The sequence below is a fragment of the Isoalcanivorax pacificus W11-5 genome (genome assembly GCF_000299335.2).
Lineage (GTDB): Bacteria > Pseudomonadota > Gammaproteobacteria > Pseudomonadales > Alcanivoracaceae > Isoalcanivorax > Isoalcanivorax pacificus.
Genome location: NZ_CP004387.1, coordinates 3,163,348 through 3,179,207 on the forward strand (window position 1 = coordinate 3,163,348; position 15,860 = coordinate 3,179,207).

A 15,860-nucleotide genomic window follows, 5' to 3' on the forward strand; every position below is an offset into this window, starting at 1 on the left:
ATAATGCTTCCGTCGTAGAAAAATAACCGGGGCCACTATTCCGTATGAGCGATGACGCGACCCGCATTGATCTCCAGCGGCTGAAGCACTTTATTCCCTTTGACAGCCTCAGCGATTCGCACCTGGCGGAAATCCGCGCGCGTATCCATGTGCTGCAGCTGCCCCCTGCGCGGCTGGTTTTCAAACGCGGCCAGCCGGCCGGGCAGGCCATGTTCCTTGTCAGCGGCGCGGTGGATATCACCGACGCCAGCTTTCAGGTACGCCCCTTCCCCGCCGACGACGATGAAAACTACCTGGCCCTGGACAACTACCCCGAGCACACCGTCAACGCCATCACCACCGAACCAAGCACCTTCTACCTGCTGGAACGCAATCATCTGGACCTGCTGATGACCTGGACCCAGGCGGCGGAATCCATGCTTGAGGAAGGCGAGGACGACCGGCAAAGTGACTGGATGGATGCGCTGCTCGGTTCCGAGCTGTTTGCACAGGTCCCTCCGACGCGCATCCAGTCGCTGTTTGCAAAGTTCGAGGAACGTACCTGTCACCTGGGCGAGGAAGTCGTGCGTGAAGGCGACGGCGGCGATACCTTCTACGTCATCAAGCAGGGCAAGGCGATGGTGACCCGTCGCCAGGGTGGACGTGAGGACACGCTGGCAGCCCTCACCGCCGGCAGTTTCTTCGGCGAGGACGCGCTGATCTCTGACGCACCGCGCAATGCCACGGTCACCATGACCAGCGACGGCATCCTGATGTGCCTGGGCAAGGAGGATTTCCGCGACATCCTGCAACAGTCCGTGGTACGGCGTGTCAGCAACGACGAGCTGGACGCCCTGAATGAAGACGGCGACCGTGCCTGCGTGCTGATTGATGTTCGTTTGCCGATGGAGTTCAGGCATGATCGCACACCGGGCGCACGCAATATCCCGCTGACGGAGCTGCGTCGTGAACTACGCAGTCTGGAAAAGGATTTTATCTATGTGGTCAGTTGTGACGGGGGCCGCCGCAGTGAGCTCGGCGCCTACCTGCTCTCGGAGGCAGGCTTCGACGCCTTCGTTCTTGAGCGGCAGAGCGCGCCGCCCGAGCCGGCAGCGTCCTGACCTCTGGCTGTGGTGCCTGGCGCTGCTGTGCGCTGCACTGGCGGCGCCGGCGCAGGCCGACCCGCCGCCGCCTTTCGTCATCAATGGCCATCTCGACAGCGCCCGCATCACGGTCTATTCCGAACACCTGCTGGATGACACCGGCGAGATCGAATTCAACGATATCCTCAGCGGTGCCTACGACCGGCAGTTCGTGCCGGCGCTGCGCTCGTCCGAGTTCCTCGGCTTCAGCGACCAGCGCTGGTGGATACGGCTGGCGCTGTACAACGACACCGCCGAGCCGCAGCCGCTGCTGCTGAGCATCACGCCTGGCCTGTACGCACGCATCAGCTTCTATCGCCCGGACGCGCGCGGCATGTACCAGGCCAGCCACGGCGGCACCGACCTGTCAGCGCCCTGGGGCGACCTGCGCGCACGCGCGCCAGTCTACGCCCTGACCCTGCCGCCGGGGGCCACCGAGACCTACTACTTCAGCGTGGTGCCCGAGCGGCACATGAACTACACCCTGCATCTGAACAGCGTCGAGCATCAGTTGCAGAGCTCGCTGTGGAACGACGGCCTGTTCCTGCTGCTGTGCGGCGTGGTGCTCGGGCTGGTGCTGTACAACTTCGCGCAGAGCCTGCTGTACCGGAACACCGTGCATTTCCACTATTCGCTGTTCCTGTCCGCGCTGCTGATCACGCTGCTTGCCGGCAGTGGTTTCCTCGGTTATCAGTATCTGCCGGCCGCCGGCCTGCATCCGCACCTGGAAGCCTTTGCTGCGCTGCTTGCCATCACTACCAGCACGGCCTTCAGCCGTGCCTTCCTGAACAGCCGCACGCTGCTGCCCGGCGCGGAGCCCTGGCTGCTGGGCATGATCATTGTCGCCGGCGTGGGCGCCCTGCTGAGCTGGATGCTGCCGCCACTGCTGGCGCTGCAGATCGTGCAGGGGCTGGCCATCATCAACGCCATCATGCTGCTGTGGCTGGGCATGGCCTGCTGGCTGCGCCAGGGTGAACTGGCCGGGCTGTACCTGGTCGCGCGGCTGCCGCTGATCCTGGCCGCACTGCTGTCGATCCTGGCCGGCTTTGCCATCGTACCGATCACCCTGGACGGCCCGCTGCTGGTGCTTGCCTGCACCACGTTCGAGGCATTGCTGTTTGCCCTGGGCCTGTCGCGCAAGAGCCGCGACGACCTGCGCCAGACCCTGCGCGAACAACAGGAGGAAGCCATCACCGCCGCCACCTGGCACGCGCGCAGCGAAACCCTGGCGCGGCTGAGCCATGAAATCCGCACGCCTATGAGCGGTGTGCTGGGCATGGCGGAAATCCTGCGTGACACGCCACTGACGCCCAATCAGAAGGAATGCGTGCGCGGTATCCAGAACGCCGGCGAGAGCCTGCTGAAGATTCTCAACGACGTGCTCGAATATTCGCGCCTGGAACAGGGCCACACGGAGCTTGAGCAACTGCGCTTCGATCTGAATGAACTGGTGATGGATGCCGTCGAGCTGTTCCGCGAAAAAGCGGAGGAAAAGCAGATCGAACTGATCCCGCACGTGCACACCAACGTGCCGCAGCAGGTCGAAGGTGACCCGAACCGCATCAAGCAGGTGCTGACCAATATCCTCGGCGCCTGTATCCGCCACGCCCAGCCCGGTGAGCTGGTGATTGATGTTGCCCGCGACGCCTCCGGCCGTGCCGACCACCTGCGCTTTGAATTCGAGGGCAGCGCCCTGCAACAGGCCGGTGACGCCTTCAGCGCCCTCACCCCGCATGACAACACTGATGACGACAACGGCGACAGCACCCGGCTCGGTCTGTCCATCGCCCGGCAACTGGTCGACGCGATGGAGGGCCGCTGCGGCGTACGCCATGGCCGCGCCGGGCCAGCCAGCTGGTTTGTGCTGCCGCTGCCGGCGATGGTCGATCCCGGCGTGGTCGAGGGCGACGACGCCACCCTGCAGGGGCGCTCCATCCTGGTGGTGGATGATTCCAGTACCATGACCCGGGTGATCCGCCAGCAGGCGCTGGCCTGGGGCATGCGCGTCACCGCCAGCCACGACCCGCGCGAGGCCCTGGCCAGCATCCGCACCCAGGCGAACCTGAACGACCCCTACGACGTGGTGCTGCTGGACCAGCGCATGCCTGGCATGACCGGCATGCAACTGGCCGCGCGCGTGCACGAGGATCCGCTGATCACGCGCACGCCGATTCTGGTCATGCTCACCGGCATCAACGACGCACCCACCGCCACCGCCGCGCGCAACGTCGGCATTCACCGCGTGCTCGGCAAGCCGGTATCCGGCAACCGGCTGCGTCAGGCGCTGGCGGAGGAACTTGGCGCCGCGTCACGGCGCAAGACGCCGGACCTGCGTGACCAGGCCCCGGACCCCGGCCTGCGCATCCTGGTCGCGGAAGATCATCAGCTTTCGCAGAAAGTGATCCGTGGCATGCTGGCCAAACTTGGCCTGGATGGCGATGTGGTGGCGAACGGCCGCGAAGCCTTCGAAGCGGTCCGCGATGGCCGTTACGATCTGGTGCTGATGGATTGCGAGATGCCGGAAATGGACGGCTTTGAAGCCGCGCGCCGGATTCGCGACTGGGAGCGCATGCACGACCGCAAGGCCGTGCCGATCATTGCCCTGACCGCGCACATCCTGCGCGAGCACCGGGAACGCAGCCTGGCTGCCGGCATGAACGCCCACGTCCCCAAGCCGGTGGAACTGGACGTGTTGCGTCAGGCCATCGTGCAGTTCACTGCTGGCGACGGAATGCTGTCGGGCTCTGGCCACGCCAGCGACGAAACGCCCGATTGAAGGAACTCTGCTCGGCGAAGCCGAGCAGCAGTGCGATATCGGTCAGGCCCAGCGCCGGATCGCGCAGGTAAATCTCTGCCAGCGACCGGCGCAATCCGTCCAGCAATTCCTGGAAACTGACACCCTGCCGATGCAACCGGCTCTGCAGCGTACGCGCCGCCAGCCCCATGCGCCCCGCCACCGCCTCCAGCCCCGGCTCACCGTCCGCCAGCATCCGATACAGATGACTGCGCACCGCGTTGGCGAGATTGGTGCCGGCATCGTAATCCGCCAGCAGCGCGGCGGCTTCCCGTTCCATCATCTGGTTCAGGCCAGGGTCGGCGCTGGTCAGCGGCAGCGATAACATCGCCGGCGCCAGCATCACGCCGTCAAAACCGGCCTCAAAGTGCACCGGGCAACCGAACCAGTCCGCGTAACGCTCACTGCGCACCGGCGCCACATGCCGGAAATGCACCGACAATGGTGCTGCCGGCTCCGCCAGCAGTTGCCGTGCAAACGTGATCCAGCCGGTGATGGCAGCCTCGGTGATATAGCGTGCCGGTGCGCCCGGCAGCGGGCAGTGCCAGCTCAGCTGCACCGGGTCGCCCGGCGTCAGGGTGGAGCGGCCGAGATTGCCAGCGAGTTTTTCAAACCGCAGCAGACGCTGGATCGCCTCGCCGAGGCTGGCACTGGACAGCACCGCGTAACCGAGCACCTGATAGGAGCGCGGCTGCACACAGCGGCCCGCTTCAAAGCCCAGCCCTTCATCGCCGGTCTGCTCCAGGATCACCAGAAACAGCCGCAGCGCGTCGACCATCGGCACCAGCGTATCGGCCCGCGCCAGTTGCAGCGGATCAATCCCGGCACGCGCCAGCACCGCGTCCCGCGTCAGGCCATAACGGTCCAGCAGCGGCGGCAGCACTGAGGTGATATAGGCGGCGGAGAGCGACTGCGGCTCGCCCGCCAGGTCCGGATCGATCTGCATCCTGAATGTGGGCTCCCTGTCAGCCAGCCGGCACGGCACGGCCATGGCACCAGGCGCGCAGTGCCGCCAGCTGCTCGGCCATGGTCACCGACAATGGCACCGTGCTGGTCATTTCCGTGCGCAGGTGCGCCTCGGACAAGGGTGCCTCCTGGGCACGGGCGCTGTATAGCCCGGCCACCACCGCCTGCTCGATCTCGGCGCCGGTGAAACCGTCGCAGTATTCCGCCAGCGCGGCCAGATCAAACTGCGCCGTATCCTGGCCACGGCGGTCGAGGTGAATACGCAGAATCTCGGCCCGGATGTCCGCCGCCGGCAGGTCGACAAAGAACAGCTCGTCGATACGGCCCTTGCGCACCAGCTCCGGTGGCAACTGCTCGATATTGTTCGCGGTGGCGACCATGAACACCGGCGCCTTGCGCTCGGCCATCCAGGTCAGCAGCGTGCCCAGCACACGGCGCGATGTGCCGCCGTCGTTGTCGCCACTGGCCAGGCCTTTTTCGATTTCATCCAGCCACAGCACGCAGGGCGCCATGGTTTCCGCCAGTTGCAGCGCTTCGCGCAGGTTGCGTTCGGACTCGCCGAAGTATTTGTTGTAGACCGCCCCCATATCCAGCCGCAACAGAGGCAGGTGCCACAGGCCGGCCACCGCCTTCGCCGCCAGACTCTTGCCGCCGCCCTGCACGCCCACCAGCAAAATGCCGCGCGGCGTATCCGGGCCCTGCGGTTGCAGAAAGGCGTCACGACGCCGGTGCAACCACTGCTTCAGCTGCGACAGCCCGCCCACCTGGCCGAAGCTGGCGGTGTCGTACTCGAAACTGAGCACGCCATCCATGTCCAGCAACCGGAATTTGGCACGGTTCACTTCCGGCAGGTCATTCTCGGTGATCGCGCCGTCGTGGATGATGGCGCCGCGCGCGAGCTTGCGCGCGTCTTCCGTGGTCAGGCCGCGCAGATTGCGCACCAGCTTGTCGAGCGCCTCGCGGCCGGCCCGCACCCGCTCGCCGCGGGCGCGACCAAACGCACGCGCCTCTTCCTGCACAATGTGCATGAGCTGTTCCTGGTCCGGCAGCGACAGCCGGAACCGGGCGCTGAAGCGCGACAGTTCCGGCGGCAGCGTAAAGGCGTGGCTGACCAGCACCAGCGTGTGCGGCACGGTGTCGTGACGCAGGGCGATTTCCTTCAAGAGCCGCACCACCTTCGGCGCGTTCTCGACAAACGGATGGAAATCACACAGGGCATAGATGCCGCCTTCGGCATTGCCGCGAATCTGTCCCAGCACCGCATCCGGCTCGACCGTATGCCGCTGATTTGGCGCGCCTTCGACTTCCAGCCGGCGCAGGCCATCGACAATGCTCCAGCTGAATACCGGCCGCCCCTCCCGCATGCCGATACGGCGCACCAGGTCCAGGGCACGCTGTTCTTCCCAGGTTTCCACCACCACGATCGGATAGCGCGACTCCATGATCAGTCGCAGGTCATTGAGATCCTTCACCCTGAAATCCCCATTCCACGGTGGATGGCTCGGCGCATACACCACCCTTTCTTGTTCTGTATCAACCCCGGCGCCAGCGAGTCTGCGCAGACTATCACAGCCGTCATCACGCCATGGTAAACTGCGCCGCATGAACGACAACGCCCGTACTACCGGCCGCCGGCTGAGCCCGCTGGATCAACTGCTCGCCCGCGCCGACAACGCCCTGCGCACCCTCACCCCCGGCGCCACCCGTGGCGAACGGCCGAGTCCGGCCGACGCCGCGCACAGCGACAGCCGCCCGGCGGACGTGCATCAGGCGCGGCACATTGCCGGCCTGATGCGCATCAACCATACCGGCGAAGTGTGCGCGCAGGCGCTCTACCAGGGCCAGGCCAGCACCGCCGGCCTGCCGCATGTGCGCCGCGCCATGGAGGAAGCCGCCCGTGAGGAAGAAGACCACCTGGCCTGGTGCGAGGATCGCATCCGCGAACTCGGCAGCGTACCGAGCCGGCTCAATCCGTTGTTCTACGCAATGTCGTTCAGCATCGGCGCGCTGGCCGGGCTGGCCGGTGACCGCTGGAGCCTGGGCTTCGTCTCGGAAACGGAACAACAGGTGGTGCGCCACCTGGACAGCCATCTCGGTCAGGTGCCATTGGAGGACGAGCGCACCCGCGCCATTCTGGAACAGATGCGCGAAGACGAACTGCGGCACGCCGTCACCGCCGAACAGGCTGGCGGCGCCGCCCTGCCGCCGCCAGTGCGTCACCTGATGACGGTCATGAGCAAGGTGATGACCTTCAGTACCTACCGCGTCTGAGCCGGCCCGGTGCCGCCCTCACAGCGGCGACACCGGCCGGTGAACTCACACCAGTTCGGAGAGGGTGTTGCTGCCGGCCTGCACGACCAGGCTGCGGGCACGGGACGCATCCAGACTGTACTCACGGGCTTTCACCGTGGACACATAACGCCAGTCAGCGCGCGCCTCGGTGGCCGTGAAGGTCACCAGCAGATAGCCACGCTGGTTGGCGTTGAGGTAGTGCAGATCATCCACCAGCAGGCTGATGGCCTGCTCTGCGGTGGGCACCATCTCCGGCGGCAGTTGCAGGTACTCTTCCAGGCCCGGTGACGACACCGATGCCGTAGCGAATTCCACTCCGGCGGCGTTGCCGTCCATGTCGGTCAGGTTGCTGGCCCAGGCGTTGTGGGTGTCGCCCGCCAGCACCACCAGATTCTTGCTGGCGGCGTGTGCCGTACCCAGCAGCGTCTCCCGCTCCACCACATAGCCATCCCAGGCATCCAGGTTGTACGGGAGCACCGTGGTGACGCGGGCGATCTCCTCCGGCGTCAGGTTCGGGTCGTTCATCAGATAGCGGCCCTTGAGTTCCGTCAGTTCGGCAATCAGGCCAATCAGCGCCGGGTCCTGGGCGAGCACGCCCTGCAGCATTTCTGCCGGCATGTGGATGCGCGCCATCAGCACCTGCTGGCCAAGCACCTGCCAGGTGGCCGCCGACGACATCAACTGGTTCTGCAGCCACAACCGCTGTTCGGCACCGAGCAACGAACGGTTCGGGTCCCCCATGGCCGCCTGGAAGGCCGGCAGGTTGATACCGTCCGCCGTCAGGTAGTCAGCATAATTGAGCTGCTCGTCGCGGCCGATCACCCGGGTATCGAGCATGTGCAGGCTGACCAGATCGCCAAAATCGAAACTGCGGTAGATGATTTCTTCGTCGTCCGGCATGGCCGGCCGAACCGGCATCCACTCGAAGTACGCCTGCAATGCCTGCAGCTTGCGCGCCAGGAATTCACCTTCGGTGGCTGGATCGTGATTCTCCGCCCCCTCACGCCAGGTATCGTTGGCGATCTCGTGATCGTCCCACACGGCAATAAATGGCGCGCTGGCATGCAGCGCCTGCAGGTCGGTATCGGTGCGGTAGTGGGCATAACGGCGGCGATAATCGAGCAGCGTCAGCAGTTCCACATCGTTGTTGGCCGGCAGCAGGCGCCCCATCGCCTCGGCGTCTTCGCCGGCGTAGCCCTGGCTGTCGTACTCGTACAGGTAGTCGCCCAGGTGCAGCACCGCGTCCAGGCCCTGTTCCTTCGCGGCTTCGGCGTACACGTTGAAATAACCGGCCGGGTAGTTGGAGCAGGACAGCACGGCAAACTTTACCTGCGTCACGCTGCCCTGTGGCAGCGTACGGGTGACACCTGCCGGCGACAGCTCGCCGGCCGCGCGGAAGCGATAGTAATAGATGCTGCCCGGCAGCAGATCGAGCACGTCCACTTTCAAGGTGTAGTCGTGCTCAAACGACACCTGCGCCGTGCCGCTGTGGACCAGGTCCGCAAACCCGGCATCGGTGGCCACTTCCCAGCCCACTTCAATGGCAGTGGTGTCGAAGTCCTCCGGCGTGACGCGGGTCCACAGCAACACCCGGTCACTCAGCGGATCGCCACTGGCCACACCGTGCCGGAAACCGACTTTGCGTCCTCGGGACGAACTGGACGAGCCGCCACAGCCTGACAGCCCGGTGGACACTGCCACTGCGCCCAGGCCCAGGGCGGAAATCTGCAGAAAATCACGGCGTGTGACACGGCGCATAAAGCTCTCCCCAAGATCATTGTTATGGCGGGGAGACGGTAGCGTCCGTGAATGACGCTTTGATGTCGTTACAGTAAAAGGGAAAGAAGACCTTGCGGCAGGCCCGGCAGGGGACTTATCGAAAAACCTCGTCCAGCGTGGTGGCGTCGTAAAAACAGTCGATCCAATGCTCCAGTTGCTCGCGGCTGGCCAGGCTCAGGCGCGTTTCCACCGCCGCCGGGATGTTGCCGAAACGGCGCGTCAACTGACGGCTCAGGATGGCTCTGGCCTCCTGAATGGAGCCTTGCTCGATACCTTGCTCGAGGCCCTGCTCAATGCCTTCTTCACGCCCCGCAGCAAGACCTTCCCGGCGATACTGTGCCTTCCACTCTCGTATTCTGTCCTCGAGCATGGTGTTCGCCTCCTGTAAGTCATTGATCTCACGCCAGTGTGTCACCGGGTCCAGGCTCGGGCCACGGCGCTGCAGCCACTCCACAAAGTGGCGACGCAGATCCGCCATTTCCGGGGTGTCGAGCCAGTCTACCAGAAGCGTCAATACCCGCTGAAGGGCCTCTGGCGAGGCGCTGTGCTCCAGCTGGAACAGCGCCGCCACCAGATTTCGCCGCGCCCCCGGCGGTTCTGCACAAGCCCCTTCATCCAGCAACAGAAAACGCTGTTGTGGCTGAAACTCACGCAGCGCCTCCGGCATCGCCTGGATCAGTGGCTCCAGCGCAATCGGCGCGCGCCACCGGCGTTTGCCATTGTAGAGCACGATCGGCAACACAGCCGGCAGGCGTCGCGTCTTGTCCAGCTCTTTGCGCTGGATCAGATCCTGATACAACAGCCCGATATAGCTCAGGATACGCACCGGCATAAAGCGGTCCACCGTGGACTGAAACTCCAGCAGCAGATAGATGTAGACCCAGCGTGGCCCCCAGCGCACCCGCCAGACCGCGTCGCTGTGCCGGCTGCGGAGGTCGTCGCTGACGTAGCTGCCGTTCATTTTCTCCAATGTGTTCAGGTCCAGCTCTCGCACCCAGTCGCCCGGCACGAAGCCGCGCAACAGCTCTCGAATCATCTCGACGTGGGAGAACAGCAAACGGTAACTGGTATCGTGGTCATCCATGACAGGCTCATCCCGAGGCGGATGAGCATCATCGCAGGCGGTCCGGACCGTGGCTGTCGGGCAACGCTGAAAGTCCTGTCAGCCAAAGGGGTTGGCCGCTGTAGGAAAATGGCCACCCGTCAGGTCAGCCACAAAGGTGGGCACTGAGAATCAATCGCTTATCGCGTTTGATTTTGCTGACGGCCTGATCGGGCCGTCAGCGCCGACTGTTTTTCAACAGCCTGCAAAGCAGAACGCCCCTGACAAGGCAGGGGCGTTCGCGGTCAACAAGTGCGTCAACGTCAGTCGAGGTTACGGCTGTAGAAGATCTCCAGCATTTCCTTGCGCAGACGGCTTTCGATGTCTTCCAGTTCCTCGGCGTTGAACTCATCCGCGCCGGCACCGAACAGGTAGTTGTCGATATCGAAGTCCTTCAGCAGCATCTTGGTGTGGAAGATGTTCTCCTGATAGACGTTGACGTCGATCATCTGGTAACCGTTCTGCGTGTCCTCGGTCAGGAAGTTCTGGATCGAGGTGATGTCGTGGTCGATGTAGTGCTTGGTGCCGTCCACGTCACGGGTCATGCCACGCACACGGTAATCGATGGTGACGATATCCGAGTCGAAGCTGTGGATCAGGTAGTTCAGTGCACGCAGCGGCGAAATCACGCCACAGGTGGACACGTCCACGTCCACACGGAAGGTGGAAATGCCGTTGTCCGGGTGCGATTCCGGGTAGGTATGCACCGTCACGTGGCTCTTGTCCAGATGCGCGACGATGGTGTCCGGCAGCGGGCCCGGGCCTTCTTCGTCGAAGTCCGGGTCGGTCGGCGGAGCATCGTGTTCGGCGATCAGCATGGTCACACTCGCCCCCTGCGGATCGTAATCCTGGCGCGCCACATTCAGGATGTTGGCACCGATGATCCGGGTGACGTTGGTGAGAATCTCGGTCAGCCGCTCCGCGTTGTACAGTTCATCGATATATTCGATGTACTCCTTGCGGTGCTGCTCGGTCTTGGCATAGCTGATGTCAAAGATGTTGAAGCTGAGCGATTTCGTCAGGTTGTTGAAACCGTGCAGCTTGATCTTCGGGTTCGGATCTCTCACCTCGTTCTACCTTTCCTCTGCGCGTTGCGCAGTCAGTCGTTGCGAATGAACCGGCCGCCGGAAATCGGCGGGTGGAAGATGAATTGCACCACCACGCCTTCCGGGTCCAGACAATAGAAGCTGCGCGCGCCATCCCGATGCGTACGCGGCTCCGATCTCATCGTCACGCCCTGATCTTTCAGAAACGTGAACCAGCGGTCGACGTCGTCCATGGCGTCGAGAATGAACCCGATGTGATCCAGTCGCTGCGGGCGAGGAAAGGCTTCTCCCTGCCAGCGATGCAGCGCCAGATTGTCACATCCGGAGCACAGGTAGACATTGTCCTCGTCGGGACGCCACTCCACCGCCATGCCCAGCAGCCCGACATAGAACTGCTCGCAGGCCGCCAGGTCCCCGACGAACAGCGCTACATGGCGCAGCCCGCCCAGACCGGAGGGGCGTTCGCTCACTTCAGGCGGCCTCGACGGCATAGCTGTGGGTAATCTCGACACCGGCACGGGCGAGCATGATCGAGGCCGAGCAGTACTTCTCGGCCGACAGCTCCACCGCCCGCCTGACCTGGTTTTCCTTCAGGTCGTTGCCAGTGACAACAAAATGCAGATGGATACGGGTGAACACCGCCGGCACTTCGTCCTCGGCCCGTTCGGCCTGGATCTCGCAGCGGCAGTCGGTGATGTCCTGGCGTGATTTGCGCAGGATATGCACCACATCAAAGGAGGCGCAGCCGCCCATGCCCAGCAGCAGGGTTTCCATCGGGCGCGGGCCGCGGTTCTCGCCACCGTGATCCGGCGGACCGTCGATCAGTATCTTGTGCCCGGACCCGGATTCCGCCTCAAAACAGACGTTACCCTGCCAGCGAATGGTTGCTTGCATAGGAGACTCCTTCAATGCGGGCGCAGATTACCACAAGGGCCCCCCGCCACCATACCCTCCGCATGAGCCAGCTCGGCGACCGCCGATGCCGATCAGTCCGCAGCCTGTGAAGGCCCGCCTTGGCAGGGGCGTCAAAAAAGGGCAATATCGGACCGTTTTGTCACCTTTTTTACTTACCCACCACGCGAATAACAGGCCATGACGGATTCCAGCAACAAGATTATTCCCAACCTGGACAATTTCCTGGCCCATTGCCACCGGCGCAAATACCCGGCCAAAAGCACCATCATCTATGCAGGTGATGAGTCCGACGCGCTCTACTATGTGCTCAAGGGCTCGGTCACCGTCATGATTGAGGATGATGATGGCCGTGAGATGATCATGGCGTATCTGAATGAAGGCGACTTCTTCGGTGAAATGGGCCTGTTCGAACAGGATCCGAGCCGTTCGGCCTGGGTCAAGGCAAAGACCGAATGCGAAGTGGCCGAAATCAGCTATGCCAAATTTCGTCAGCTCGCCCGCGAGGACGCCGACATCCTGTTCACCGTGTCCGCCCAGATTGCCGGGCGCCTGCGCGCCACCACCCGCAAGGTGGGTGATCTGGCATTCCTGGATGTGACCGGGCGCGTCGCCGGCACCCTGCTCGACCTGTGCAAGCAACCGGACGCCATGACCCATCCGGACGGCATGCAGATCAAGGTCACCCGGCAGGAGATCGGACGTATCGTCGGTTGCTCACGGGAAATGGTCGGCCGGGTACTGAAGAACCTGGAAGACCAGGGGCTGGTCTCGGTGAAGGGCAAGACCATGGTGGTGTACGGCACCCGCTGACCCGGGCACCGGACAACCTCCCGGCAAAGGCGCCTCATGGCGCCTTTGCCTGTTCAGGCCTGGACAAAACCGGCGAACAGCTCGGCGAACAATGCCTGCAACTGGCTGATGCCCGGTTCTTCGACCGGAAAATGCCCGGCGCCGAGCAGTGGCAGGTACCGTTTCGGTGCCGCGATGCGCTCAAAGAAGCGCAGGCTCAGTGACGCCGGCGTCCATCGATCATCCGCCGGGTGCGCGAGCACCACCGGAGCGGCGGTAAACGCTTCCGGCTCGACCTCCGGCGACGATCCCAGCCAGGTGCGCAGAAACCCCAGCGCGATGCGCCCGCCACCACCACGCTCATCCGTGCAGCACAGTTGCGACAGCCGCGGATCATTGGCGATGCGCTGCATCGGTGTGAGCCAACGGATCGGCAGCCGCAACGGGTCGGTCAGCCGCGCCGACGCCTTCATCAGCCCCAGGCTCCAGCGCCCGACCAGCGGCGACAACGCCGACCAGACCACCCGATCACGCGGGTCCAGCAGACAGGTCACCACCAGATGCGCCACACCTCCCGCACGTGCGGCGGCACTATAGGCCAGCAGGCCGCCCATGCTGGCACCGACCAGCACCAGCGGCCGGTCATCGCGCGCCTGCTCGGCACGCAACAGGTCGGCGACGCAGGCCACCCAGTCCGGGTAGCGCACCGCGCCAGGACGTGGCACCCGCGTGCGCCCATAACCGGGCAGATCCGGCACCAGCACGTCATAGCCGATCTCTGCCGCCAGTGCTGCGGCAGGCCACAGTGCACCGGCGTGGCCCCCGGCGCCGTGCAGGATCATCAGCCTGGCCGGCGCCTGCGGACGCCGCACCCGTGCGATATGCACCTGCATGCCGCGCCAGGCCCAGCAGTCAGTTTCCGGGGGAATGGTAGCGCGTGCCTGCCAGGCAGGTGGCAGGCAGCGAAGGTAATCCGTGTGGTCGTACAGCACCGCTATGCTCCAGGGTCATCGCTTCATGTGAGAGCAATGCTCACGCGCTGAAGCCATGGCCACAACTCGCATTCGCCCACCCCGATGCGGCCGCACGAACCCACGGCACCACCATAGTTTGCCGTCATCCGACGCCGCTGGCCGCCCGCACGGCTCAGGTTTTCAGGTGGCCTGGTTAGCGCGCCCGGGCCTGGCGGCACCAACCACATTCGAACGGCTGGCCCAGTTGCGCCTGGCGACCGGCCTCGCTGACCACCCAGGGCCGCTGCATGAACGGCGGCCGGTGGCGCACGTGCTGGGTGTGGCCGCAACTGAGCGTCACCACCCAGTCGCCGTCGTCATCCTGATAAAAGCCGGTGATCAACGGACGTTCGCGCATCAGTGCTCCAGAATAGCTGCCCACGTTGCACCGGGCCGGTGGCTGCGATAAAACCTGAACCTTACCTGGGGCCTGTCACGCACAGGCCGTTGGCAGAAAGCGCGTGGCGGTGCTTTTACATCCGACACGGTCATCAAGGATACGTCATGAAGAAAGGCTGCCCGGAGGAATTTCCCAAAGAACTCAGCGTAGGGCAAGTGGCGCGCCGCAGTGGTGTGTCGGTATCTGCCCTGCATTTCTACGAGGCGCGCGGCCTGATCCACAGCGCGCGCAACAAGGGAAACCAGCGCCGCTATACCCGCGACGTGCTGCGCCGGGTGGCGATCATCAAGGTGGCGCAGCGCACCGGCATCCCCCTTGCGGAGATCGCCGAGGCGCTGGCATCGTTACCGGAAAAACGCACCCCCACTGCGAAGGACTGGGCGCGCCTGTCGCGCAAATGGCGCGGGGATCTGGATGAGCGCATCGACCGGCTGACCCGGCTGCGGGATCAACTGGATGGCTGTATCGGTTGCGGCTGCCTGTCCATCGAAGGCTGCCCGCTGCGCAATCCCTGGGACGAACTCGGCGAGCAGGGCCCGGGGCCACGCCTGCTGGAGCCGGACTGACGTGCGCGGGCAATGCCCGCGCACTGTCCGTGAGGGCGGCAGTTACTCGCCGGCCGCGCGGATCGCTTCGGCGTCGGCCTCCAGGTCTTTCAGTACCGGCGCCCGCGCGCGCCATTCTTCGTACCACCGGTCAACACCCGGGCCAAAGAACTCGCGGTGCACGGTCAGCACCGGCACGCCAGCGTCGCGGATCTTGGCCAGATAGTCGCGATCGATATCCGCATACACACGCAGGATCTGGTCCAGGTGCTTGGCCGCCAGTTCCGACAACAGCGTGCGTTCGCCTTCGGACAGGGAGCTCCAGACCCGCGCGGAGGCCACGCCCACCATCGGCAGCATCATGTGGTTGGATTCGATCACCGTGCCGGCGTTATCAATGTAGCGGGTATTCCAGCTGCCCTCGAAGTCGATCTGCATGCCGTCCACCTGGCCATTGGCGAACGCATCGTAGAGCGCCGGCAGCGGAATCGGTGTCGGCGCGGCGCCGAGCTTGAGCCAGAAGTCACGCTCCGGTTCGATCGGCATGGTGCGCACCTTGCGTCCCCTGAGATCCTCCACGCTCTGCACATCGCCGCGCATCACGATCTGACGCAGGCCGGCCATGCCATAGCCCAGGCCAACCAGGCCCAGCGGTCGCACGTCTTCCAGCATTTTCGTTGCCGTCTCGCCCTGCAGCAGCGCACGGGCCTGCTCCGGCGTCTCGACAATATAGGGGGCAAACAGCGCCGCAAAAGACGGACGGCGGTTGGCCAGTTCACCGGCCGCCAGGAACGCCATGTCCAGCCCACCCCGCTGCAGCAGTTGCAGCATCTGCGCTTCACTGCCGAGCTGGCCGGACGGGAACACCAGCACTTCCAGTTCCNCCGGTTGGAACGGGCCTTCACTTCATCCGCAAACGCCTGGGCACCTTTGCTCCACTGGTGCGACGGCGGCGTGATGACACCCAGGCGCAGGGTTTTCGCCTGTCCGGTCAGGGGCACAAAGGACAGACACAGCAGTGTCGAAATAAGAATCGCGAGCTTTTTCATGAACCTCTCCCGGTCTCGGGTCATTGTTGTGATACGAAAAGAAAATCGC

Annotated in this window: 15 protein-coding genes; 5 read left to right on the forward strand and 10 right to left on the reverse strand. The window is 64.2% G+C overall.

Features of this window, described 5'->3' with window-relative positions; genetic code table 11:
• Positions 1 to 44 precede the first annotated feature (44 nt).
• Complete coding sequence (locus tag S7S_RS14055; protein ID WP_041026011.1) at positions 45 to 1,100, forward strand: cyclic nucleotide-binding domain-containing protein; 1,056 nt, start codon at positions 45 to 47, stop codon at positions 1,098 to 1,100.
• Positions 1,060 to 3,897: a hybrid sensor histidine kinase/response regulator gene (locus tag S7S_RS14060; RefSeq protein ID WP_008734026.1), complete on the forward strand. Its 2,838-nt coding sequence runs from the start codon at positions 1,060 to 1,062 to the stop codon at positions 3,895 to 3,897. Before S7S_RS14055 ends, S7S_RS14060 begins: the two co-directional genes overlap by 41 nt.
• On the opposite strand, the gene S7S_RS14065 is transcribed toward S7S_RS14060, so the two are convergent.
• Together S7S_RS14065 and S7S_RS14070 are read right to left on the reverse strand one after the other, a co-directional pair.
• Positions 3,836 to 4,861: an AraC family transcriptional regulator gene (locus tag S7S_RS14065; protein WP_008734025.1), complete on the reverse strand. Its 1,026-nt coding sequence runs from the start codon at positions 4,859 to 4,861 to the stop codon at positions 3,836 to 3,838. The two genes, S7S_RS14060 and S7S_RS14065, sit on opposite strands and share 62 nt — an antisense overlap.
• Before the next feature lie 19 nt (positions 4,862 to 4,880).
• Entirely contained in the window at positions 4,881 to 6,353 is a 1,473-nt protein-coding gene (locus S7S_RS14070) for an AAA family ATPase (RefSeq protein ID WP_008734024.1), read from the reverse strand.
• Positions 6,354 to 6,483: 130 nt separating this feature from the next.
• Between S7S_RS14070 and coq7 the strand changes: the two genes are divergently transcribed.
• Positions 6,484 to 7,152 carry a 2-polyprenyl-3-methyl-6-methoxy-1,4-benzoquinone monooxygenase gene (gene coq7, locus S7S_RS14075; RefSeq protein WP_008734023.1) on the forward strand — a complete coding sequence of 223 codons (669 nt, stop codon included), beginning with the start codon at positions 6,484 to 6,486 and terminating at the stop codon, positions 7,150 to 7,152.
• 45 nt (positions 7,153 to 7,197) lie between these two features.
• Here coq7 and S7S_RS14080 read toward each other — a convergent pair whose 3' ends face one another.
• The 5 genes from S7S_RS14080 to S7S_RS14100 all read right to left on the reverse strand — a co-directional run bounded on the left by S7S_RS14080 (position 7,198) and on the right by S7S_RS14100 (position 11,994).
• Entirely contained in the window at positions 7,198 to 8,931 is a 1,734-nt protein-coding gene (locus S7S_RS14080) for an alkaline phosphatase D family protein (RefSeq protein WP_008734022.1), read from the reverse strand.
• Positions 8,932 to 9,046: 115 nt separating this feature from the next.
• Positions 9,047 to 10,036 carry an Rpn family recombination-promoting nuclease/putative transposase gene (locus S7S_RS14085; RefSeq protein WP_008734021.1) on the reverse strand — a complete coding sequence of 330 codons (990 nt, stop codon included), beginning with the start codon at positions 10,034 to 10,036 and terminating at the stop codon, positions 9,047 to 9,049.
• A gap of 281 nt (positions 10,037 to 10,317) precedes the next feature.
• Complete coding sequence (gene speD, locus S7S_RS14090; protein WP_008734019.1) at positions 10,318 to 11,121, reverse strand: adenosylmethionine decarboxylase; 804 nt, start codon at positions 11,119 to 11,121, stop codon at positions 10,318 to 10,320.
• Between the two features lie 32 nt (positions 11,122 to 11,153).
• Entirely contained in the window at positions 11,154 to 11,570 is a 417-nt protein-coding gene (locus tag S7S_RS14095; RefSeq protein ID WP_035203154.1) for a VOC family protein, read from the reverse strand.
• Between the two features lies 1 nt (position 11,571).
• On the reverse strand, positions 11,572 to 11,994 hold the full coding sequence (locus tag S7S_RS14100; protein ID WP_008734015.1) for an OsmC family protein: 423 nt from the start codon (positions 11,992 to 11,994) through the stop codon (positions 11,572 to 11,574).
• A gap of 198 nt (positions 11,995 to 12,192) precedes the next feature.
• Here S7S_RS14100 and crp point away from each other — a divergent pair, with 198 nt between their 5' ends.
• Positions 12,193 to 12,825, forward strand: a complete 633-nt coding sequence (gene crp / locus S7S_RS14105) for a cAMP-activated global transcriptional regulator CRP (protein ID WP_008734012.1) — start codon at positions 12,193 to 12,195, stop codon at positions 12,823 to 12,825.
• Between the two features lie 53 nt (positions 12,826 to 12,878).
• On the opposite strand, the gene S7S_RS14110 is transcribed toward crp, so the two are convergent.
• The gene (locus S7S_RS14110) at positions 12,879 to 13,796 is read right to left on the reverse strand and encodes an alpha/beta hydrolase (protein WP_008734010.1); all 918 of its coding nucleotides are present in this window, start codon (positions 13,794 to 13,796) and stop codon (positions 12,879 to 12,881) included.
• Between the two features lie 175 nt (positions 13,797 to 13,971).
• On the reverse strand, positions 13,972 to 14,175 hold the full coding sequence (locus tag S7S_RS14115; protein ID WP_008734008.1) for a DUF3565 domain-containing protein: 204 nt from the start codon (positions 14,173 to 14,175) through the stop codon (positions 13,972 to 13,974).
• Positions 14,176 to 14,321: 146 nt separating this feature from the next.
• Here S7S_RS14115 and soxR point away from each other — a divergent pair, with 146 nt between their 5' ends.
• On the forward strand, positions 14,322 to 14,783 hold the full coding sequence (gene soxR, locus S7S_RS14120) for a redox-sensitive transcriptional activator SoxR (protein ID WP_008734005.1): 462 nt from the start codon (positions 14,322 to 14,324) through the stop codon (positions 14,781 to 14,783).
• Positions 14,784 to 14,825: 42 nt separating this feature from the next.
• Here the strand turns inward: soxR and S7S_RS14125 are convergent, their stop codons facing one another.
• Entirely contained in the window at positions 14,826 to 15,635 is an 810-nt protein-coding gene (locus tag S7S_RS14125; RefSeq protein ID WP_202966503.1) for a TRAP transporter substrate-binding protein, read from the reverse strand.
• Positions 15,636 to 15,860: the final 225 nt, after the last annotated feature.